Annotated in this window: 21 protein-coding genes; 11 read left to right on the top strand and 10 right to left on the bottom strand. The window is 71.6% G+C overall.

Annotated elements, in window-relative coordinates; genetic code table 11:
- The first annotated feature begins 310 nt into the window (after window positions 1–310).
- From AB0M76_RS28260 to AB0M76_RS28270, 3 genes are all read left to right on the top strand, one after another.
- Window positions 311–877: a PadR family transcriptional regulator gene (locus tag AB0M76_RS28260; protein ID WP_365955540.1), complete on the top strand. Its 567-nt coding sequence runs from the start codon at window positions 311–313 to the stop codon at window positions 875–877.
- A gap of 68 nt (window positions 878–945) precedes the next feature.
- Window positions 946–2667 carry an acyl-CoA dehydrogenase family protein gene (locus AB0M76_RS28265; RefSeq protein ID WP_365955541.1) on the top strand — a complete coding sequence of 574 codons (1722 nt, stop codon included), beginning with the start codon at window positions 946–948 and terminating at the stop codon, window positions 2665–2667.
- Window positions 2668–2976: 309 nt separating this feature from the next.
- Window positions 2977–3936: an aldo/keto reductase gene (locus tag AB0M76_RS28270; RefSeq protein WP_365955542.1), complete on the top strand. Its 960-nt coding sequence runs from the start codon at window positions 2977–2979 to the stop codon at window positions 3934–3936.
- Between the two features lie 74 nt (window positions 3937–4010).
- Here AB0M76_RS28270 and AB0M76_RS28275 read toward each other — a convergent pair whose 3' ends face one another.
- Both AB0M76_RS28275 and AB0M76_RS28280 read right to left on the bottom strand, forming a co-directional pair.
- Window positions 4011–4277 (bottom strand): DUF4190 domain-containing protein, encoded by a 267-nt coding sequence (locus AB0M76_RS28275; protein ID WP_365955543.1) that lies wholly within the window; start codon window positions 4275–4277, stop codon window positions 4011–4013.
- Between the two features lie 2 nt (window positions 4278–4279).
- On the bottom strand, window positions 4280–4456 hold the full coding sequence (locus AB0M76_RS28280; protein ID WP_266670535.1) for a hypothetical protein: 177 nt from the start codon (window positions 4454–4456) through the stop codon (window positions 4280–4282).
- A 109-nt stretch (window positions 4457–4565) separates the two neighbouring features.
- Between AB0M76_RS28280 and AB0M76_RS28285 the strand changes: the two genes are divergently transcribed.
- A complete protein-coding gene (locus AB0M76_RS28285) occupies window positions 4566–5201 on the top strand; it encodes a TetR family transcriptional regulator (RefSeq protein ID WP_365955544.1) in 636 nt (211 codons plus the stop codon).
- Between the two features lie 123 nt (window positions 5202–5324).
- Window positions 5325–7136 (top strand): protein kinase, encoded by a 1812-nt coding sequence (locus AB0M76_RS28290; RefSeq protein ID WP_365955545.1) that lies wholly within the window; start codon window positions 5325–5327, stop codon window positions 7134–7136.
- A gap of 69 nt (window positions 7137–7205) precedes the next feature.
- On the opposite strand, the gene AB0M76_RS28295 is transcribed toward AB0M76_RS28290, so the two are convergent.
- The 3 genes from AB0M76_RS28295 to AB0M76_RS28305 form a co-directional block, all read right to left on the bottom strand.
- Window positions 7206–8039, bottom strand: a complete 834-nt coding sequence (locus AB0M76_RS28295; RefSeq protein ID WP_365955546.1) for a tyrosinase family protein — start codon at window positions 8037–8039, stop codon at window positions 7206–7208.
- Window positions 8036–8464 (bottom strand): tyrosinase family oxidase copper chaperone, encoded by a 429-nt coding sequence (locus AB0M76_RS28300; RefSeq protein WP_365955547.1) that lies wholly within the window; start codon window positions 8462–8464, stop codon window positions 8036–8038. The genes AB0M76_RS28295 and AB0M76_RS28300 overlap by 4 nt, the downstream gene beginning before the upstream one ends.
- A 129-nt stretch (window positions 8465–8593) precedes the next feature.
- Window positions 8594–9184 carry a hypothetical protein gene (locus AB0M76_RS28305; RefSeq protein WP_365955548.1) on the bottom strand — a complete coding sequence of 197 codons (591 nt, stop codon included), beginning with the start codon at window positions 9182–9184 and terminating at the stop codon, window positions 8594–8596.
- 374 nt (window positions 9185–9558) lie between these two features.
- Between AB0M76_RS28305 and AB0M76_RS28310 the strand changes: the two genes are divergently transcribed.
- From AB0M76_RS28310 to AB0M76_RS28320, 3 genes are all read left to right on the top strand, one after another.
- Complete coding sequence (locus AB0M76_RS28310; RefSeq protein WP_365955549.1) at window positions 9559–10857, top strand: flavin-dependent oxidoreductase; 1299 nt, start codon at window positions 9559–9561, stop codon at window positions 10855–10857.
- Complete coding sequence (locus tag AB0M76_RS28315) at window positions 10854–11831, top strand: hypothetical protein (RefSeq protein WP_365955550.1); 978 nt, start codon at window positions 10854–10856, stop codon at window positions 11829–11831. The genes AB0M76_RS28310 and AB0M76_RS28315 overlap by 4 nt, the downstream gene beginning before the upstream one ends.
- Before the next feature lie 96 nt (window positions 11832–11927).
- Window positions 11928–12944 carry a zinc-binding alcohol dehydrogenase family protein gene (locus tag AB0M76_RS28320; protein WP_365955551.1) on the top strand — a complete coding sequence of 339 codons (1017 nt, stop codon included), beginning with the start codon at window positions 11928–11930 and terminating at the stop codon, window positions 12942–12944.
- A 16-nt stretch (window positions 12945–12960) separates the two neighbouring features.
- Here the strand turns inward: AB0M76_RS28320 and AB0M76_RS28325 are convergent, their stop codons facing one another.
- Both AB0M76_RS28325 and AB0M76_RS28330 read right to left on the bottom strand, forming a co-directional pair.
- A complete protein-coding gene (locus AB0M76_RS28325; RefSeq protein WP_365955552.1) occupies window positions 12961–13908 on the bottom strand; it encodes a hypothetical protein in 948 nt (315 codons plus the stop codon).
- Window positions 13909–13910: 2 nt separating this feature from the next.
- On the bottom strand, window positions 13911–14306 hold the full coding sequence (locus AB0M76_RS28330; protein WP_365955553.1) for a hypothetical protein: 396 nt from the start codon (window positions 14304–14306) through the stop codon (window positions 13911–13913).
- Between the two features lie 93 nt (window positions 14307–14399).
- On the opposite strand from AB0M76_RS28330, the gene AB0M76_RS28335 reads away from it, so the two are divergent.
- The gene (locus AB0M76_RS28335) at window positions 14400–18095 is read left to right on the top strand and encodes a CHAT domain-containing tetratricopeptide repeat protein (RefSeq protein WP_365955554.1); all 3696 of its coding nucleotides are present in this window, start codon (window positions 14400–14402) and stop codon (window positions 18093–18095) included.
- A 20-nt stretch (window positions 18096–18115) separates the two neighbouring features.
- On the opposite strand, the gene AB0M76_RS28340 is transcribed toward AB0M76_RS28335, so the two are convergent.
- The gene (locus tag AB0M76_RS28340; protein ID WP_365955555.1) at window positions 18116–18445 is read right to left on the bottom strand and encodes a hypothetical protein; all 330 of its coding nucleotides are present in this window, start codon (window positions 18443–18445) and stop codon (window positions 18116–18118) included.
- Window positions 18446–18629: 184 nt separating this feature from the next.
- Between AB0M76_RS28340 and AB0M76_RS28345 the strand changes: the two genes are divergently transcribed.
- Entirely contained in the window at window positions 18630–19187 is a 558-nt protein-coding gene (locus AB0M76_RS28345; protein WP_365955556.1) for a DUF4232 domain-containing protein, read from the top strand.
- A gap of 102 nt (window positions 19188–19289) precedes the next feature.
- Window positions 19290–19823: a hypothetical protein gene (locus AB0M76_RS28350; protein ID WP_365955557.1), complete on the top strand. Its 534-nt coding sequence runs from the start codon at window positions 19290–19292 to the stop codon at window positions 19821–19823.
- Between the two features lie 98 nt (window positions 19824–19921).
- On the opposite strand, the gene AB0M76_RS28355 is transcribed toward AB0M76_RS28350, so the two are convergent.
- Window positions 19922–20536, bottom strand: coding sequence for a hypothetical protein (locus AB0M76_RS28355; protein WP_365955558.1), 615 nt, complete (start codon window positions 20534–20536; stop codon window positions 19922–19924).
- Window positions 20503–21504 carry an MFS transporter gene (locus tag AB0M76_RS28360; protein ID WP_365955559.1) on the bottom strand — a complete coding sequence of 334 codons (1002 nt, stop codon included), beginning with the start codon at window positions 21502–21504 and terminating at the stop codon, window positions 20503–20505. The genes AB0M76_RS28355 and AB0M76_RS28360 overlap by 34 nt, the downstream gene beginning before the upstream one ends.
- Window positions 21505–21517: the final 13 nt, after the last annotated feature.

Consider the following 21517-nt stretch of genomic DNA (forward strand, 5'->3'; position numbering starts at 1 on the left):
GCGACGACTGCCGGAAGAGCCTGGCAGATTTGACCGGGGCATGCCATGAGGGGCGGGTAAAGTGTTCGTTCGCGTCAGAGGCCTCCGGACGGTGAAGTCGGCGCCCTCCCGGGCCGGGGCGAGCGGCCGGTCGCGGGTACGCACGGGTCGAGCTGGTCGGTGATCAGCGGCGCGCGGCGGTTCCAGCCGAAATCGCGTGACAAGTCGGTCCCGCTTTCGCGGCGGCCGACCCGCCGCCCGTGGGTGAGCCGCGTCTCACCCGGGTGCTGCGGCTTGTCTATGCAACGAGTTGCATAGAAAGATCGGGGGTATGGCGCTCGAACACGCGATCCTCGTCTCGCTGCTGGAGAAGCCGGGTTCAGGCTACGAGCTGGCCCGCCGCTTCGACCGGTCCATAGGCTATTTCTGGACCGCCACCCATCAGCAGATCTACCGCGTCCTCAAGCGCATGGAGACCGACGGCATGCTCGCCGTCCGCGAGGTGGCGCAGCAGGGCCGGCCGGACAAGAAGGAGTACTCCGTCGCCGGCCCCGGCCGCACCGCCCTCTCCCGGTGGCTGCACGAGCCGATCGAACCCGAGAGCCTCCGGCACGACCTCGCCGTGAAGATCCGCGGCGCGGCCTTCGACGACCCGGCCGCCCTCGTCCGCGAGGTCGAGCGGCACCGCCAGGTGCACCGCGACCGGCTCGCCCACTACCTCGCCGGGGAACTGCGCGACTTCACCGGGCCCGAGGCGCCCGCATCGCCCGACGCCGGCCAGGAACTGCAGCACGTCGTGCTCCGCGGCGGCATCGCGTACGAACGGATGACGATCGCCTGGCTCGACGACGTGCTCGCCACCGTCCACCGGCTCGCAGCGCCCCGCCCGCGCAGCTGAGCCGTCGCCCCCGCATCCCGAACCAGCACCCTTCACCCTCGACCCGACCCCTCGGAAGGCGGACCTCCATGGCCGACGACCTGCTGTTCAACCCGCGCACCTACGACCCGCAGCACTTCGACCCCGAGACCCGCAGGCTGCTGCGCGCCACCGTCGACTGGTTCGAGGAGCGCGGCAAGCGTCGGCTGATCGAGGACTACCGTTCCCGCGCCTGGCTGGCGGACTTCCTCGCCTTCTCCGCCAAGGAAGGCTTGTTCGCGACGTTCCTCACCCCGACCTCCGCCGCCGGCGGCCACGCCGACAAGCGCTGGGACACCGCCCGGATCGCCGCCCTCAACGAGATCTTCGGGTTCTACGGCCTCGACTACTGGTACGCGTGGCAGGTGACCATCCTCGGCCTCGGCCCCGTCTGGCAGAGCGACAACACCGCCGCCCGAGCCCGCGCCGCCGAACTCCTCGCCCAGGGGGAGGTGTTCGCCTTCGGCCTGTCGGAGAAGGCGCACGGCGCCGACATCTACTCCACCGACATGCTGCTGGAGCCCGACGGCAACGGCGGATTCCGGGCCACCGGCTCCAAGTACTACATCGGCAACGGCAACGCAGCTGCTCTCGTCTCCGTCTTCGGCCGCCGCACCGACGTCGAGGGCCCGGACGGGTACGTCTTCTTCGCCGCCGACAGTCGCCACCCGGCCTACCACCTGGTGAAGAACGTCGTCGACTCCTCCAAGTACGTCAGCGAGTTCCGCCTCGAGGACTACCCGGTCGGCCCGGACGACGTCCTGCACACCGGCCGCGCCGCCTTCGACGCCGCCCTCAACACCGTCAACGTCGGCAAGTTCAACCTCTGCACCGCCTCGATCGGCATCTGCGAGCATGCGATGTACGAGGCCGTCACGCACGCGCAGAACCGCATCCTCTACGGCCGCCCCGTCACCGCCTTCCCGCACGTGCGCCGCGAGCTGACCGACGCGTACGTCCGTCTCGTCGGGATGAAGCTGTTCAGCGACCGCGCCGTCGACTACTTCCGCACGGCGGGCCCCGAGGACCGCCGCTACCTCCTCTTCAACCCGATGACGAAGATGAAGGTGACCACGGAGGGCGAGAAGGTCATCGACCTGATGTGGGACGTCATCGCCGCCAAGGGCTTCGAGAAGGACAACTACTTCGCCCAGGCTGCCGTCGAGATCCGCGGGCTGCCGAAGCTCGAGGGCACGGTCCACGTCAACCTCGCGCTGATCCTGAAGTTCATGCGCAACCACCTGCTGGACCCGGCGCAGTACGCGCCCGTCCCGACCCGCCTCGACGCGGCCGACGACGACTTCCTCTTCCGGCAGGGCCCGGCCCGCGGCCTGGGCTCCGTACGCTTCCACGACTGGCGCCCCGCCTTCGACGCGTACGCGGCCCTGCCCAACGTCGCCCGCTTCCGCGAGCAGGCGGACGCGCTGTGCACGTTCGTCACCACCGCCGCCCCCGACGAGCAGCAGAGCCGCGACCTGGACCTCCTGCTCGCCGTCGGCCAGCTCTTCGCGCTCGTCGTCCACGGCCAGCTGATCCTGGAGCAGGCGCAGCTGACCGGCCTGGACGAGGACGTCCTGGACGAGCTGTTCGCGGTCCTCGTACGCGACTTCTCGGCGCACGCCGTCGAGCTGCACGGAAAGGACTCGGCCACCGAGGAGCAGCAGAGCTGGGCCATGGGTGCGGTCCGGCGTCCGGTCATCGATGCAGCCCGCTCGGCCCGGGTCTGGGACCGTGTCGAGGCACTGTCCGGGACGTACGAGATGGCTCCGTAACGACGGCAGCGCAGCAGCCACTCCGGCCCGCCACCGCGTCCCCCGCGCGGTGGCGGGCCGTGCTGCTTCCTTCCGGTGGCGGACCCCGGCCCGGGAACGCGGCCCGGCCCGTAGCGTGGTGGTGTGACTACGAAGCCGATCCGTGCGAGCGGACCGAAGGTGCCGCCCTCTTACCCGCCCAGGACACCTCCGCCGCAGAAGAAGCCCGTGGAAGCCCCGCGCCCCCGGCCCGCCACGAAGCCGGCGGCCCGGACGCCCATGCGCGGAGCCCGGATACGGGGTGGGGCCGCGACCTCGTAGGGTGGCGGGATGGCGATCACACCACCGGAGAAGGACGGCACCCGGCTGCTGTACGGATGCATGGCGCTCGGCGGCAGCTGGGACACCGATGCGTACGGCCCCGCCGACGTCGATGCGGCCGAGGCGGCGATCGCGGCGGCGCTGGACAGCGGAATCGACACCTTCGACCATGCCGACATCTACCGGCGCGGCAAGGCGGAAGCCGTCTTCGGAGAGGTCCTGGCCCGCACCCCGGGCCTGCGCGAGCGGATCGTGCTGCAGACGAAGTGCGGGATCCGGCTGGCGGACGGCGGCCTCCCCGGCATGTACGACCTGCGCGGCCCCTCCATCGTGCGGCGCGTCGAGGAGAGCCTCGGCCGCCTTCGCACCGACGTCGTCGACGTCCTGCTCCTGCACCGGCCCGACCCGCTGGCCGCCCCGGAGGACATCGCGGCGGCCCTCACCTCGCTGCGCGACCAGGGACTGGTCCGCCGGTTCGGCGTCTCGAACATGAACGCCGCGCAGACAGCCGCCCTCCAGCGGCATCTGGAGTTCCCGCTGGTCGCCAACCAGTTGGAGATGAGCCTGGACCGGCGGGACTGGCTCGAGGACGGCGTCCTCGTCAACACGGCCGCGGCAGCGGGGAACGGCTTCCCGGCCGGGACGCTCGAGTACTGCCAGGAGAACGGACTCCGCCTCCAGGCCTGGGGCGCGCTGGCGCAGGGCCGGTTCACCGGTCGGCAGGAGAGCCCCGAGGAGCACGCAACGGCACGCCTCGTGCGGTCACTGGCCGATGCGAAGGGCACGACGCCGGAGACGATTCTCCTGTGGTGGCTGCAGCGGCATCCCGCCCGCGTCGCCCCCGTCGTGGGCAGCGGCCGCCCGGAGCGTATCCGGGCCTGCCGCGACGCCGCGCTGCGCGAACCCGATCTCACGCACGAGGAGTGGTACGAGCTGTGGATCGCCGCCCGCGGAGCCCCGCTGCCGTAGCGGGGCCGGGCGGGTCGGCGGGTCCGGCAGGTCCGGCAGGTCCGGCGGGTCCGGCGGGTCTCAGGGTGTGACGGTCAGATGCTCCACGACCAGGTCTGGTCCGCGCTGACCACCCAGGCGAGGACGACGAGGTCGGCGACGCCCAGGGCAAGGCCGAGCCGGGCGCGTCCGGGACGGCTCGTACCGCGGTGCACGGCGAGGGCGGCGAGGACGATCGCGGTCGGCCCGAGGAACAGGTTCATCGCGAGGAGACCGACCAGGCCGAACACGAACGAGGCCACCGCCATCCCGTCGGCCTGACGGCCGACGGGAGCGGGGAGCGCGGTACCGGGGGTATTCATGATCATCCTTCCTGTCGGCCGGCCGGTCGGTGGCGCCGGGCGGTTCGCTCGCGCACTGCGAAGACCAGCAACCAGCAGGCGATCGCGGCGGTGGCGGCGAGGGATATGTCGACGGGCACATGGGCCACGGTTCCCAGGGCGACCCCCATCAGCATGAGGGCCGCTATCAGGAAGAGCATCGTGCTTCCTCCATCGTGCTCACTCCAAAGAATAGGAGACAGTTGTGCACTGACTGCTCAGTCTAAATGCAAGCGCGCGAATTCAGGGAATCGGGGTTGACTTTTCGTCATGAGTGAGACCATCGGGGCACGCCAGGCCCAACGGAACAAAACTCGCAGGGCCTTGCTGGACGCGGCCCTGTCACTGCTGGAGGAGCAGGGCCTGGGCAGCCTCGGCCTGCGGGAGGTGACCCGCGTCGCGGGGGTCACCCCGACGGCCTTCTACCGGCACTTCCGCGACACCGAGGAGCTGGGCATCGCGCTGGTGGACGAGGCGCTGCAGAGCCTGCACGGCACCGTCCGCTCAACCCTCACCGCCTCCGGTGACGCGGAGCAGCGGATCGACACGACCGTGGGCCTGATGGCCGAACTCGTACGGGAGTATCCCGGGCACATCCGCTTCATCGTGCGGGAACGGCACGGCGGCGTGCGCAGGGTGCGGGAGGCGGTGGCGGGCCAGCTCGACGCGTTCGCCGACGAGGTGGCCGAGCGCCTCGGCGCCGATCCGCTGAGTGCGGGCTGGAGCGCGGACGACCTGCTCATGCTGGCGAGGCTGTACGTCGACCACATGGTGATGACCGTTTCCGCCTACCTGGCCGCCGGCCCGGAGGGCGAGGAGTGGGCCGCGGTCACGCGCACCGCCCGTCGCCAACTCCGTCTGATCCACACGGGACGACTGAACTGGACCCCCGAACGACTTCGATAGCGTCGTCCGATCACGATTGATCACGATGCCCGAGGGGGGCGTGGATGCTCGCGAGCGCCCAAGTATCCTCACCCGGACGGACTTTGGCTGACCACCAGCGAACCGGGACGGCGAGGGGCAGATATGTGGGGGCGGGGGACGGTCCTCGGGGACCGATACACACTGGCCGAGCGGATCGGCGGCGGTGGCATGGGCGAGGTCTGGCGCGCCGACGACGACGTGCTCAGACGTCAGGTCGCCGTCAAGGTCCTGCTTCCCGCACTGCTCGACGACCCCTCGTTCGCAGCGCGGTTCCGGCGCGAGGCCACGGTCCTCGCCTCGCTCAGCCACCCGGGCATCGTCGACGTGCACGACTACGGCGAGAGCCGGATCGAATCCGGTGAGCAGGTCGCGTACATCGTCATGGACCTCGTCGAGGGGCGGACGCTGAACGAGGTCCGCGCGCAGTCCGGGCCCCTCCCCGTCGAGCAGGCGCTCGACATCGCCGGGCAGGCCCTCGACGCACTGCACGCCGCGCACCTGCAGGGTGTCACGCACCGCGACATCAAGCCGTCGAACCTGATGCTGGGCGAGGACGGCCGGGTGACGGTCACCGACTTCGGCATCGCCCGTTCCAGCGCGGCCAGCACCGGGATCACCGACTCGCACGCGGTCCTCGGGACGGCGCTGTACATGGCTCCCGAGCAGGCGGAGGGGCTCGGGGCCATCGCCGCGTCCGACCTGTACTCCATGGGCGTGGTCTGCTTCGAACTACTCACCGGAGAACCGCCGTTCACCGGTGAATCGGTCGTCGAGATCGCGCTCAAGCACATCAGGGAGCCGGTCCCGGACCTTCCGGCCGAATTCCCCGGACCGGTACGCGCCTTCGTCGCCAGGGCGCTGGCCAAGCGGCCCGAGGAGCGGTACGCCGACGCCTCGGTGATGGCTGCGGCGGCGCGGCGCGCGGCGGCCGGAAGGCCGCTCGGCGAGCTCGACGCACCGGCGGGACCGGTCGTCGCGGGGACCGCCCCGGCTGCGGGGGCCGGCGCCGAGCTGCGGCGGTCGTGGCGGGATCGGCTGCGCATCCCCGCGTCCGTCTCCGCGCCGCTTGCCATCGGGTTCAGTGTGACGATCACGGTCTCGGTGGCCGTCACCGTCTTCTACATCGACCCCGGGGCGCGGCAGACCGATGCGAACGGGCCGGGGCGGCACCCCTCCGCCTCCGCGTCCGCGCCGGCGTCCGGCAGCGGGAGCCAGAGCCCCGGCGCGTCCCCCTCGGGGAGCGCGGCAGCCGGTACGCCCGATGCCTCGCCCCCGCCGCCGGGCGAGAACGCGGGCGCGCAGGGCGGCGGCGGGGCCGCCGCCGCGGGCGGCGTCGGCGGCGCGGCGCCGGTCCCCAACCCCCAGCCGGCCGCAGGCGGATCCGGCAACGGCGGGAGCCAGCCCGGCTCGGGGCCGAGCGGCGGCGCCGCCGGGGGCGGGGGCACGCCCGGAGGCGGCGGCTCGACTCCGGGAGGGTCGGGCAACGGCGGGTCCAACCCGCCGCAGGGCTGCGGCGGAGCCGGCTGGGGCGCCATCACCAACGTCGGCGACGGGCTCAAGATCGGCTTCAGCGGCTCCGCCCCGCAGGGAAACGCCAAGGTGATCATGGGCGGCACCACCGCATTCGGCTGGCTCCACGAGAAGAGGAACTACGACAGCTTCAAGACGTGCGGCCCGTCGGGCATCTCGATGGCGCGGGCGCTCACGCAGTTCAACGACACCGTGCGCGTCGAGCTCGCCGGCCCGTTCGCCGGAGACGGGTGGTGGAACCTGGAGAAGGCCCCCACCGCGGGCGCCTACTACATCAAGGACATCGCGTTCCAGGGCGGCTGCCTGACGGACAACGGCGCCGGCAACCAGCTGACGGTGGTCGCCTGTGTCGGCAGCAAGGCTCAGCAGTGGCGGCTTCCGTAAGGACCGTTCCGTAAGGCTTCCGAAAGGGACCGCGCGCCGACCCCGGACCGGGCCGGCGCGCTGCTGCGGTCAGTGGGCGGACTCGGTGTCGAACGTGTAGAACTTCCGGTGGTCCAGCATGTCGGCCGGGGTCACGTTGTTCCACGGCCGCATCGGCTTGTGCAGGTCCACGACGTCCGGCGTGCCCGCGCCGGGCAGATAGGCGGACTTCGGGTTCCGGCGCTGCCACTCGGCCCACAGCATGTCGATGAACGCGTGGTGCATCCAGAACACCGGGTCGTTGGGAGAGGCCGCGCTGGCCATCTGGCCGCCGATCCACACGTGGACCCGGTTGTGCAGGCCGGCGCCGCGCCAGCCCTCCAGATGGTTGCGGAAGCCGTCCGAGGCGCTGTTCCAGGGGGCCGTGTCGTACACGGGCATGGCGAGTACGGTGTTCACCTCGGCCTTGGTCGGCAGCTCGGGCACTGCGGCGCCCAGGGTGCGCCGCAGGTACGGGCGCTTGTCCACCCCCACGGTGATGGGCCACTTCCCTGCCGCGTACGCGAACGGGCCGTCGAATACCTGGCCGTCGCGGTCCCGGCCGGTACCGCCCAGGAAGTCCGCGGCCCAGAGGGAGGAGGCAGGGGTGCGGTCCGCCGTCCAGTCCCAGTAGGGGAGCGAGACCTTCGGATCCACCTTCTGCAGTTCGGCTTCGAAGTCCAGCAGGAAGCGGCGGTGCCAGGGAAGGAAGGAGGGGGAGCGGTGGCCGACCCGGTCGGCGAAGTCGCTGTCGGTCATGAGGAAGGTGTTGTGGGCATTGACGAAGCGGTCGTAGGTGCCGTTCCGCTTGAGCTCGAGCAGCGCACCGGTGAAGGCGCGCTTCTCCTCCGGGGTGAGCTTGGCCTGGTTCTTGCGGACGATCATGCCGTGCCCCCCGTGGGGCCGAACGAAGCTAGGGCGGCGCCCTGGAGGTCCCGCACGGCGGCGCGGACGACCGCGACGGGGTCGGGAAAGGTCTGGTAGTGGTTGACGACGCTGACCCAGCTGCCGTCGGCATTGCGCATCACGTGCAGCTCGTTGCCGTCTATTCGGACGGTCGGCAGAGCGGGGGAGTGGTGGCCGCCCTGGTGGTCGCCTGCGCCGAACGTGATCTGGATGCGGCGGCCCTCGTACACCTCGTCGATGCTACCGGTCGGGATGGGTCCGGGTGACGAGGCCGCTTCGCCGTCCTTCGGCTCGCCGGCCGGCGAGGACGTGGCGGCGGCGTACATGACGGCGGCGGTCAGTCCGGCAGCGGTGACTGCGCCGGCAGCAGTGCCCAAGGCCTGTCGGCGGGTGATCCTTTTCATGGCCTGAAGAGGTATCAGAAGGCCGCGAGCGCCTGATCAGTGCCCCGCGCATCTATTTCCCGGCAGCGCGAAGGACTCCCCGCCCCCTACGGATCAGCACACGGAGGCGGGGAGTCCAGATCCGGACGGTCAGCCTTCCCGTACCGCCACCGGAACGGGCCGTCGGGCGGACCGTGTCGTGCCGCCGTCCACGTGGTTCGCCCTGAGCGCTGCGTAGGCGCTGGACAGCGCCTGCCTCCGGACCGGGCGCCGGTCGGCGAAAGCCGTCAGATCGCCTGCGCACTGCAGCTCCCATCGCGGGAAGCGGCGCCGGGACGTGGCCACGGACGCGCTGGGGGCGAAGTACAGCATGGTGGTGTTCTCGTGGGGGTTGTGCGCCGAACCCTCGTACACCATTCGGCCGGTGGTCTCGAGGCGGTCCGCCAGGCGGGCGAGCGCGCTCGCGTCGGGCCTGTCCATGAACAGGCCGACGTGGTTCTCGAAACCGTGGACGCGCTCCTGCGTCCCCACGTCGTCCGTGTAGCCGGGGCTGCACCGCGGGAAGAGGAAGACCTCGACCTCGGGCGCCAGGCCGCTCGTGACGCGCAGCCGCGTCACCCGTATGTCCGCATCGTCCGGGAGCCAGTGACGCTCCACCAGACGGCGCTTCACCAGCACGCTCGGTATGGTGGTCGATGCGGGCCAGCCGTTCTCCTCGAAGTACTCGAGAGCGGATTCCACTGTTTCCGGGAACAGTAGCGTTGCGCAATGCGAAACAACGCATCCGCTCTTTATTTCCCGTTTGAGATCACCCGGTATCCAGGGTGGCAGGAGAGCGTCCAGTGATTTTTTGGAGGCGTGGAGGGCGTAGTCAACAGCATGCTGGAGGCGCTGGACGTCGCACGGTTCGAACGTCACTTGATGCATGTCGCAGCCTTTCTCTTGCCGACACCTGATTAAAGCCATGTCACCCATCAGGCGGCACTTGGCCGTAGTCTGATCGGGTGAACGGAGATGCCTGACCTGGGCATCTTGACCTCTTGCAACCGTGGTTGTACTCATCGGTGAAGTACCGCACTTTCAACGGAAGGCGTCTTTCCCAGGAGGTAGAGGGCATGTCTCCGTACGGCCGAAAGAATTCTCCGCGCATCGTGATCGCCGGTGCCGGAATTGGCGGACTGACAACGGCCTTGAGCCTTCATGCGGCGGGCCTGGACGATGTGCTCATCCTGGAAGCGTGTCCGAACCTGCGCGCGGTCGGCGCGGGAATCAATCTGCAGCCCGCCGCCGTGCGCGAGCTGACCGAACTCGGTCTCGCGAAGGCGCTCGGCGACACCGCGGTGGCGACCGCCCGGCTGGAGTACCACCACCGCTACGGCGGCCTGATCTGGTCGGAGCCGCGCGGGCGCGCCGCCGGCTACAACTGGCCGCAGTACTCGGTGCACCGGGCGGACCTGCAGGACATCCTGCTGTCGGCGGTCCGGGACCGGCTCGGCCGCGAGGCGCTGGTCACCGGAGAGCGCCTCGTGCGGTACGAGCAGGGCCGGGAGCAGGGACGGCCCACCGTGCAGGCGTACGTGGAGGGCCGGCCGGGCCCGTTCTCCTGCGACCTGCTCATCGGCGCGGACGGGATCAATTCCGCCGTGCGCGCGACCATGTACCCGGGCGAGGGTCCGCCGCTCGGCAACGGGATATCCATGTGGCGCGGGGTGACCGAAGGCCCGCCCTTCCTCGACGGGCGCACGATGGTCATCGCCGGCTGCAACGCGCGGGTGAAGGCCGTGGCCTATCCCGTGTCCCGGCCCGACGGGAGCGGGCGGTGCCTGCTCAACTGGGTGGTGGAGAGCCGCACCGACGACGGCCTGGGCGACGAGGACGCGCGAGGCGGGGCCGACTGGGACCGTGCGGTACCGCCGGAGGAGGTGCTCGTGCACCTTGACGGCTGGCGCAGCGACTTCCTCGACCTCCACGGCATCATCGCCGGGGCGCCCCGCATCGGCCGGTACCCGATGATCGACCGCGACCCGCTGCCGGCGTGGACGGACGGCCGTGTCGTCCTGCTCGGCGACGCCGCCCACCCTTTGTACCCGACCGGCTCCAACGGCGCCTCGCAGGCCGTCGTCGATGCCCGCGTCCTGGCGTACGCGCTCGCCCACCACGACGTGGACGAGGCCCTGGCACGCTACGAGGCGGACCGCCGCCCGCAGACCACTCTCCTCCTCGCGGCGCACCGCCGGCTGGAACCCGACCCGGTCCTCCGCCAGGTGGAGGCCCTTGCCCCGAACGGCTTCCTCGACATTCGCCACGTCCTGCCGGAAGACAGGCTGGACGGCATCAAGTCCTGTACGCGCCAGGTCACCGGCGTGGACGCCACCGCGCTCAATGCCCGTTCCTCCTGGAGCGTCGCCGTATGAACAACTCCCGTCTGCGGTCCACCTCCGCCGCCGCGCTCGCCTCCGCCGCGCTGCTGGCGGCCCTCCTGTCCGCCACCGGGCGGCCCGCGGCCCCGCCGGCGCCCTCCGGCTCAGCCGCGCGCCTGCCCGACTGCGGTGACAACGCCGGCGGCGCCGTGTGCTCCACGTACGGTCCCGCCGCCCGCCTGGGCCGCGGCACGGTCCGTACGTACGGCGAGTACCAGGGCGGGATCCCCAGAACCCTGGGAGTCTCCCTGACCGCCCCGGCCGTCACCGCCCTGCCCAGCACCCCCACCGACGGCAAGCACTGCTACGACGCGGACGCCGACGGGAGCCTCGACGACACCCACGAGTGCGTCGGCGGCCACAGTCTGGAACTCGCGCTGCCGGCCGCCCCGGCCGCCTCGGCCGGCCTGCCCTTCCAGTGGGTGCTGTTCAACTGGAACCCGCACGGTCACAACCCGCACGGCCGCTACGACGTCGCCCACTTCGACGTGCACTTCTACCTCGTCCCCCGCGAGGTCCGGTCGGGCATCAAGACCGGGGGCTGCGCCCTGCTCATCGCCTGCGGCCAACTGGCCACGGCCGGCAAGCCCGTCCCGGCCGCGTACCTGCCGGCGGGCTACCCCGCGAGCAGCCCGCAGACCGCGGAAGGCGCCATGGGCGCGCACCTGGACAGCCGCCCCCCGTCCACCGGCACGCTCAGCGGCCAGACCTTCATCTACGGGGCGTACGCGGGCGACCTGATCTTCATGGAGCCCATGCTCACGCGCGACTTCCTCCAACGGCACCGCACCTCGGCCGGCCACCGCACCTGCGAGGCCGTTCCCCAGCCGGCCGCCTGGCGGATCCCCGGCTGGTACCCCACGCGGTACTGCACCGCCTACCGCCCCGGCGAGGGCGACTACACCGTCTCCCTCACGGACTTCGTCCACTCGGCCGGGGCGCACCGCCTCGTCACGGCGGGCCGGTGAACCTCTGCCGCGTGGCGCAGCGGGCGCGTCCGGCAGGGAGCCGTCACAATCGGGCTGTCCGCCGTGCCGCTTAATCACCCATTTGGGGGCCAGTTCATGTACGCAGCCGTGGTCCACGCCCTGGGGCAGCCGCCCCGGTACGAGTCCGTGCCCGAGCCCACCCCCGCGGCCGGCGAGGTGGTCGTCGAGGTACTGGCGGCCGCGCTGTACCCGCTGGTGCGCTCGTTCGCCTCGGGCGGCCACTACACGGGTGGCGACGCACTGCCGCTGATCCCCGGGTTCGACGGGGTGGGCCGGACCGCGGCCGGTGAACTCGTCTACATCTCGGGGCTGGAGCCCCCGCACGGGACGATGGCCGAGCGCGTCGCCGTACCGGCCGCCGCGCTCATGCCCGTACCGGAGGGGCTCGACCCGGTCACCGTCGCCGCCGTCATGAACCCCGCGTCCTCCGCATGGATCGCGCTGCGTGAGCGGAGCCGGCTGCGCAGGGGCGATTCGGTACTCGTACTCGGTGCCACGGGCAACGCCGGGCGGGCCGCGATCCAGCTGGCCCTGGACCAAGGCGCGGGCTCCGTCGTGGCGGCCGGGCGCGACCCGCTGGCACTGCAGGCTGCGGCAGCCCTGGGCGCCCACCGTACGGTGGCTCTCGAGGGCTCCGACGAGGACATCGCGGCCGCCTTCGGCGCGGCGGCCGCCGATGTGGACATCGTGCTCGACTATCTGTGGGAGCGGCCTGCCGAGCTGGCGCTCGACGGAATCCTCCGCCACCGCTCCGATCTCACCCGAACCCTGCGGTGGGTGCAGGTCGGCTCCGCGGCCGGGGCCGACATGACCGTGCCGTCCGCGTGGTTGCGCAAGGGGGACGTGAGCGTCTGCGGGAGCGGACTCGGCTCGATCTCGGGCGCCCGCCGCGATGCCGCCCTGCGCGAGCTGCTCGACCGCCTGCCCGACCTGGTGCCGGCCACCGAGGCGGTCGCCGTGCCGATGGCCGAGGTGGAAGCCGCCTGGGAATCCCCGCTGCGGTCCGGCACCCGGCTCGTGTTCGTGCCCGCCGGCGGAGACGAACGGGCCTCCGGAGCGTCGGAAGCCGTCAAGGACAGGGAAACGGTCTGACCGTTGCTCTCACCTCTCACGGTGCCCCGTCGTACGGTGGCGGCGGCGGGCTGGGTGCCAAGCGGAGGCCCAGCGCGCCCCCGACCTCAGGGGTGAGAGGACCGGGCGGGTCCATCCCGAGTGGGCCGGCCAGGTCCCGGGCGTGCAGGCGCACGGCGGCTTCGAGCAGGGTGGCGTAGCCCTCGGCAGCGGTACGGGTGCGCTGCCGGGCCGTGACGGCGAGAGCGGCCGCGATCACGGCCGCGGGCCACCACCACAGGGCGAGGGGCAGGTAGAGGAGCGCCCAGGCGGACAGCGTGGTGGCACGGGTCAGGGCCTGGCGCGCGGCGGTGATCTCGGCCCGGGTGGTGTCCGGCAGGACCAGCCACAAGTGGGGCCACAGGGCGGCCAGATCGAGGTGGTGGTCGCGGTCCACGCGCACGGAAGCGGCATGGATGCGGTCGCCGCTCCACGTGGGGCGGTCCGGACGCTCGGGGGATATCCGGAGCATCGCCGCCCGGGCGGCATGCCGTCCGGCGGGGTCCACACGCTCCCCGCGGGTGCGGGCGGCTGCGGCTTCCTGCCGGTGCCGGTGCCAGGCTTCGGCCGCCGTCCGCCAGCGGTGCTGACGGCGGACGGTGATCCAGTGCGCGAGCCCGCGGGCCGGAGCCGGCCAGGTGTACCAGTCCGTGGCGAGGTGGAGCCGTTCGGCAGCGGAGCCCAGAGCCTGTGCGAGGACCCCGACGGCCGCGGCGCCGCCCAGTACCGCCGCCAGCACCACCACCTGGCCTCCGACGGTGCGCGCGACCGGTGCACCGGCCCACGCGCTGATCTGGCCGGTGAGGCGGTCCACGGCGAAGGGATGGGCCTGGCCGAGCGTCCGGGCCGCGACGGCGACCGCGAGGTAGAGGGCGCCGGGCAGCACCAGCAGGGACAGCCACCGCTCGGCGAGCTTCTTGCCCAATTCTCCCAGCAGGGTCCCCACCGCTAGAGCCGGTCCAGGCGCAGCTGTTCGCCGCTGATCGCGCAGACCGGCGCCGGTCCGTGGCCCGGCCACCCGTAGCGCGCACACCGGTCGGTGGGGCACAGGTACACCGACTCGCCGGAGCGGTCGCGGTGCACACCCGCGGCATGGACCCGGCGCTCCGTCGTGCTCCCGGTCCCTCCGTATGCGTACAGGCCCTGGTTGTCACCCAGGGACTGCAGGACCGCATGCAGGTCGTCGACCGGGCGGGCCGTCTCCCGCCCGTCCTGCACCGCGGTGAGCACCTCTTGCAGGACGGCGTCGTTTCCGGTCGGACCGCGGCGCAGACGCCCGCGGATGCGATCCGCGTTCGCGCATACGATCCCCAGTCGGCGTGCCGTCTCGTCGGCCTCGGTCATGCTCTCCCCCGGCGGCTCGGTGTCCCGCTGTCGCGGAGCGTATCCGAGGAACTACCCGCCGCTCCACGGGTCGTGGGACTAGCATCACCGGGCATGAGCGATCCGGGGGGCCCTGAGCGCGCCGTACGACTGGCTGCAATGGAAGTGCGTCTCCAGCGGGTTGTGGAATCCCAGGACCTGGCACCGGTGTTGGAAGCCGGCGCTCTCCGGGAAGCGCAGTTGCTTGCGGAGCTGCTGCCGGGCGGGGACGGCCTCCCCGTCTACCATCTGCTCGGCTGGTTCTCCTGGTTCCGCCACCTGGCCGTACCCGTACCGGCAGACCAGGCCCAACCGGACCTGCGGGATGCCGTGATGGCGTTCACCGCGTGTTTCCTGGCCGGCGTCGGTGATCTGCCGGAGCCGTTGTTGCCCCTCCTCGCGGAGAACGCGGCAGCGTCTGCCATGCCCCTGCTCGAGGACGCGTGGAGGTCGGACGACCAGGCAGAGCTCTCCGGCTTGGTGAACCTGTGGCAACGCATCGTGGAGGCCATCCCCGTCGCACATCCGCACCGTGCCGTCCACCTGACCGCCCTGGGGAACGTGCTGCGCCTCGTGGTCCAACGGGGTGGCCCCCCGGAAGACCTGGACGCCGCGATCGACCGGTTCCGGGAGGCGCTGGCGTCGGCCTTCGAGGAACGCGGCCGCGCCATGTACCTCTTCAATCTCGGAGACGCATTGCGCGCCCGGTACGAGCAGGCCGGAGCAGTCGCCGATCTGGAGAGCGCCATCCCCCTGCTCCGGGAGGCGGTGCAGCTGGCTCCGGATGACCGCCTCTACCGCACGCTGGTGCTGACCGGTCTCGGAAACGCGCTGTGCGCCCGGTTCCAGCGAACCCGGACGATGGCGGATCTGGAGAGCGCCATCTCCCTGCACCGGGAAGCGGTGCACGTGATGCCTGTCGACCACCCCGACCGCGCCCGTGTCCTGTCCAACCTCGGGAACGTGCTGCGGGCCAGGTTCGAGCAGGCCGGCGACATCGAGGACCTGGAAGCCGCAGTCGAGACGGGGCGGCAGGCGGTTGGGACGGCCACCCGCCACGGAAGCGAGTCACGGGCCGTGGCCCTGTCCAACCTGGCCAACGCACTGAGGCTCCGTTACGAGCGGACCGGCGCCATCGGGGACCTGGAAGCCGCGATCAAAGCGGGATGGGAGGCACTGGACGCACTGCCTGCCGGCCACCGCCATCGCCTGATGATCCTGTCGAACCTCGGGATCTCGCTGCAGGACCGCTTCGCGCGGGTCGGCCTCCCCGCGGACGTGGACTCCGCCATCGAGGTGGGGTCGCAGGCGGTGGAGGCCGCGGCACCCGGGCATCCGGACCGGGCGATGTTCCTGTCGAACCTCGGGGGAGCGCTACGGGTCCGGTTCGAGCGGATCGGCGCGCTGGCGGACCTGAACGCCGCAATCGACCGCCTTCGGGAGGCGGTCGAGGCCGTGCCCGCCGGCCATCCCGAGCGCGTACGGTACCTGTCCAACCTCGGGAACATGCTGCGGGCCAGGTTCGCGCGGAACCGCGACATCGGGGACCTGGACGCCGCCATCGAGATGGGCCGGCGGGCGGTGGACGCGGCACCTGCGCATCATCACCATCGCGCGATGTTCCTGTCGAACCTCGGGGCAGCGCTACAGGTCCGGTTCGCACGGACCGGCGCCGTCGCGGACCTGGACGCCGCGATCGTCCGCCTTCGGGAGGCGGTCGAGGCCGTCCCCGCCGACCACCCCCACCGTGCGCGGTACCTGTCCAACCTCGGCCCCGCGCTCAGGACCCGCTTCAGCGGGACCGGCGTCCGGTCGGACCTGGACGCCGCGGTCGACGTGGGCCGGCAGGCGGTGCGGACCACTCCCGCAGACCACCCCGAGCGCGCCGTATATCTGAACAACCTCGGAGATGCGCTGCTGACCCGGTTTCAGCAGGACGGAGATGCGGCGGACCGGGAGGCGGCGGTGGCCACCTGGTCGGCGGCGTCGACAACGCCATCGGCAACCGTGTCCATCCGGGTCGACGCAGGGCTGTCCGCGGCTCGGCTCCTGGCGCAGTCCGGTGATGCGGAGCGAGCGGCCGACACGGCGGATGCGGCGGTGCGCCTGATGCCTCGGCTGGCCCCGCGCCGGCTGGAGCGCCAGGACCAGCAGCATGTCATCGGCAATACGGCGGGTATGACCGCCACGGCCGCCGCGCTCGTGCTCGCGGCCCCGGGCGGGACCGCCGACGGGCGGGCGGAGCGCGCCTTGGGGCTGCTGGAGGTGGGCCGCGCGGTACTGCTCGGCCAGGCACTGGAGATCCGCAGCGATCTGACCGACCTTCGCGAGCGCCAACCTGAACTGGCCCAGAGGTTCGCCGAGTTGCGCGACCGAATGGATCAGCCGGCCGATACGCCGGCCGATACGCAGGTCGCCATCGAAGACGACGGCGACGGGGCACCACACCGGCCGCGGCAGGACCTCGCCGTGCAGAACAGGCACCGGCTGGCAGAGGAGTTCACTGCCGTCCTGGCGGAGATCCGCACCCTGGAGGGCTTCGCCTCTTTCGCCATCCCGCCCACCGTCGACGAACTCAGGGCCGAGGCGTCCCAGGGGGCGATCGTGGTGTTCAACGTCAGCAGCTACCGCAGCGACGCACTGTTGCTCACGGCCGAGAGCATCACCAGCCTCCCTTTGCCTCAGCTCGAGTACACCACCGTGGTCGATCGGGTCAACGCCTTCCGGCAGGCACAGCACACGGCGGTGGCAGGAGCGGACCCGGAGGAGCGGGAACAGGCGCAGTCCGTGCTCGTCGACGTCCTCGAATGGCTCTGGAACGCCGCCGCCGGCCCCGTGCTGGACGCCCTGGGACACCAAGGTCCCCCTCCCACGACGGAACGGGCAGGTGACGTCATGCCACGCGTGTGGTGGGTGCCGGGCGGACTGCTCGGACTGCTGCCCCTCCACGCCGCCGGCCATCACACCGACACGCCGGACGACCCGCACCGGCGCACCGTGATGGACCGGGTCGTCTCCTCCTACACCCCGACCGTGCGCGCGCTGCGCTACGCCCGCGAACGCAGCCGGCGCGAGGGGAACGACCCCACCGCGGCCGGCCGAGCGCTGGTCGTCGCCATGCCGACCACGCCCGGACTGCCCGGGCAGGGCCGGTTGCGGTTCGTCGACGCCGAAGTCGCCATGCTGGAGGCCCGCTTTCCCGATCCCGTGGTCCTCAGAGAGAGGGACCACGGCGGGGGGCAGGCGGACCCGGCACCGGCCACCACCCCGACGAAGGCTCGCGTACTGGCGCGGCTGCCCCACTGCGCGATCGCCCACTTCGCCTGTCATGGAAGCAGCGATCCCGCCGACCCCTCGCAGAGCCGGCTGCTGCTCCACGACCACGAGGACGACCCGCTCACCGTCAAGAGCCTGGCCCCCGTCGCCCTCGACCACGTCAGGCTGGCCTACCTCTCCGCCTGCCGTACCGCGGCCGTCGACACCGTCGACCTGCTCGACGAGGCCATCCACCTCACCTCGGCGTTCCAACTCGCCGGATTCCCCCACGTCATCGGCACCCTGTGGGAGATCGACGACCAGACCGCCGTCCGTATCGCCCGGGCCTTCTACGACGGCCTGGGGGCCGGCTCGGCAGCCGTCGACCCGGACCGGGCCGCCCGTGCACTGCACGAGGCCGTACGACAACTACGGGACGGTGACGACCTGCCGCCCGGCTACGACCGGAGGGGCACCCCTCTGCTGTGGGCCGCGCATCTCCACGCCGGGGCGTGATCTGGAACGGCTCCGGTCCCCTAACCGCCGTTGAAGCCGCTGCAATCGGTGCGCTCGTTGCCTTGCGAGATGCTGTACTGGGCGTTCTCCACGTTCAGCATCTGGAACCCGCCGTCGGCTCCGATCGTGAAGGACCCGCCTGCGGCGGTCGGCGAGGACAGGAACGCGGGTCCCGGTGTGAAGCCGCCGCCGGACAGGTGCACCTTGCCGTTGTCGAAGACGCCGGAGATGGAGCAGGTGGCCGTGGGGGCGGCGGCCGCTGCGCCCCACGCGAGGGCGGCAGGTGCGGCGATGAATGCGCCGGCCATCACAGGGGTGAGCACCAGCAGACGTATGCGTCGGTTCAACATGCTTCCTCCCGAGAGAGCCAAGGGAAAAGCGGTGTGTCCGTCCTTTCCATCGTCCCCCGCCCGGACCGGCGTGTCGATCGGGGGCGATAGGGCCCGTGCCGCGCCGATGGTGCGGGTGGGTGGGACGCTGGGAGGAGGCCGGCCCGAACTGTGGGCCGTGTCGTGGAAGCGTGGAGGACAACCCATGAAATGCGCAACGCGAAGTGGCGCGATCAAGGTCTCGTCCGTGCTGCTCGTGGCGGGCGCCATGGCCGGAGGCCTCTTGGCAGGCGCCGGCTTCGGCACAGCGGCGGCCGCGGACGCCCTGCGTCTCGCCCCGGCGGCCCCGTGCACGAGCAGCCAGATCGTTGCGGACAGCGCGCAGCCAACCGACTTCACCCATGTACTGATCACCGTGAGCAACCACGGTTCGAAGCCGTGCGTACTGAACGGCTTCCCCACCGTGGCTCTCGCGGGGCAGGGCTCGCCGGACAAGAACAGGCCCCTTCAGGTCACCCGCCAGGGGAAGGCGCGGCCGGTGCAGCTGGCGCCCGGAGCCCAGGCCTCGGCGCGGCTCACCTTCACACCGGTTCTCGGTGAGGCGGACGGCTACTGCGACTCCGGAGCCGATCCCAGCGTCGCACCGTCGATGGTGGTGGGTGTCGCGGGCGGCAGGTACCAGCTGGCGCCGGACGACGGCGGCAACTTCGCGCTGTGCGGCAACAGTGTCCGCGCCACGGCCTTCCGCGCGGCGGGTTCCTGACAGAGCCGTTGCCCTGGGCGCAATGCGGCTGGTGACGGCAGGTTGATATAGCGTGCGCACGTCAAATTACGTACGATGCACACGCTCACGGGGGATTCCCATATGACCTATCCGCCTCAGCAGGGCCCCGGCCCGTACGGCCAGCCTGTCCCGAACGGACAGCAGCCGCAGGGGTACCCGCCCCAGCCGGGATACGGATACCCGCAGCAGCAGGCCCAGCCCCCTTACGGAGTGGCGCCCCAGCAGTACCCGCACCCGCAGCAGTTCGCGGCCCCTCCGGCACCGCCGGCCCGGCGCGGAGGCATGGGGATCATGAAGATCCTCAAGATCATCGCCGGCGTGGTCGTCGTCATCATGGTTGCGGTCGGCTACTTCGCGAGCCGCGACGACGCGGACAAGGCGGAGGTCGGGGACTGCCTGACGAACAAGGGGAGCACGGTGACCCCTGACCTGCAGGTGGTGAAGTGCGGTGGCGCCAACGCGGAGTTCAAGGTGGTGAAGGTGATACCCGACACGCTCGACACGAAACAGTGCCAGGGCAAGTCGGACATCGGCTATCAGGAGCAGATGAGGGGTTCCCGCCGCAGCTCGGGCAAGCAGTTCGTGCTCTGCATCGACGAGATCAAGAAGAGCTGACCGAGCCGTATGCCGGCCGTCCTCCACGCAGCCGCCGCGGAACCCACGGGTTCCGCGGCGGCTGCGGCTGGAGCTGCGGCTCTTGGGCTGCGCGGGGGTCAGGACGCCGTGGAACGCGTCGCGAGGGGCATCGGGTGGGCCGGGGCGGGCGGGGGTGTGCGGCGGGCCGGGCGGAAGCCGAGTACCAGGACCACCACGCCGATCAGGGCGAATCCCGCCGTCCACAGGGCGCCGACGTGCATGGCGTGGATGAACGCGGCGTCGGCCGCCTTGGCGAGGGCGGGGTCGTGCGTGGCGGACGCCACGTGCCGGGCCAGCTCGGCCGAGACCCGGGCCTGTTGCCGGACCGGATCCGGAAGGCCGGTCAGCGAGCCCTCGATCGAGTGCCGGTACGCGATCGAGGTGATCGTGCCGCCGGCCGCGATGCCCAGCACGCTGCCGGTCTGGCGCAGGGTGCTGTTGACCGCGCTGCCCGCTCCGGCCCGTTCCAGCGGCAGGGAACCCAGAACCGCGCCCGTGACGGGAGCGATCACCATGCCGATCGCGGTGCCCTGGACCAGCATGACCACCGGGTACCACGCGATCGGTGTGGTCGCGTCGAACAGGGCCAACGACCCCATCGCCAGGCTCGCGACGGTCAGCGCGATCGCACCGACGAGCCGCACCGACGTCAGGCGGGTCAGCCGGACGGCGATCGGCGAGCCGACGACCACGCCGAGCGCTGCCGGGAGGCCGAGGAGCGAGGCGTCCCACGCCGAGTACCGGCGCGCGCCCTGCAGGTAGACGCGAGGTAGAACGAGCCCGCGGTCATCGTCAGGAAGACCATCATCAGGGTGACGTTCCCCGCGGCGAAGCGGCGCTGCATCAGCAGCCGGGGATCGAAGCTGGGGTGGGCGATCCGCAGCTCGGTGACGACGAACGCCGCGATCAGCGCGATGCCCGCGGCGGTGCATCCCCAGACGCGCGGCTCCGTGAAGGACGCCTCCTGGCCGGCGCGGATCAGGCCGTACGCGAGCAGGCCCAGGCCGCCGGTCGACAACAGGAGTCCGGCCGGGTCGAGGCGGCGGACCTGCGGGCTACGGGAGTTCGGCACGTACCGGGCGATGAAGCCGAGGCCGAGGAGGACCACCGGCACGTTGACGAGGAACACCGAGCCCCACCAGAACTTCGCGAGCAGTCCCCCGGCCAGGATCGGCCCCGCGGCGATCCCGACTCCGGCGAAGGACGACAGCGTGCCGTAGGCGGCCGGCCGCTGCTCGGGCTCGAAGGTCCAGCTGACGACCGCCATGGTGGCCGGTACGAGTAACGCGGCCCCAGCGCCCATCACGGCCCGGGCTGCGATGAGTTGGCCGGGCGTGGACGCGTACGCGGCGAAGGCGGAGGCGGCGCCGAACACGGTCATGCCCGCGAGCAGGGTGTTGCGGTGCCCGAACCGGTCTCCGAGCGCACCCCCGGTGAACATCAGGCCGGCGAAGGCCAGGGTGTACGCGCCCGTGGCCCACTGGAGTTGGCCGGGTGTGGCACCCAGGCCGCGGACGGGGTCCGTGAGCGTCTCGAAGGCGGTGGACAGGATGGTGCCGTCGAGCCAGATGAGGACCTGCGCGAAGACGAGAACGCCCAGGATGAGCCGTTGGCGGCTGCGCTGTGGCGTGGACGGCGTCGGTGGCGTGGCGGATGACATACGTGACTACCTT

The sequence above is a fragment of the Streptomyces sp. NPDC051364 genome (genome assembly GCF_040682115.1).
Classification (GTDB): Bacteria; Actinomycetota; Actinomycetes; order Streptomycetales; family Streptomycetaceae; genus Streptomyces.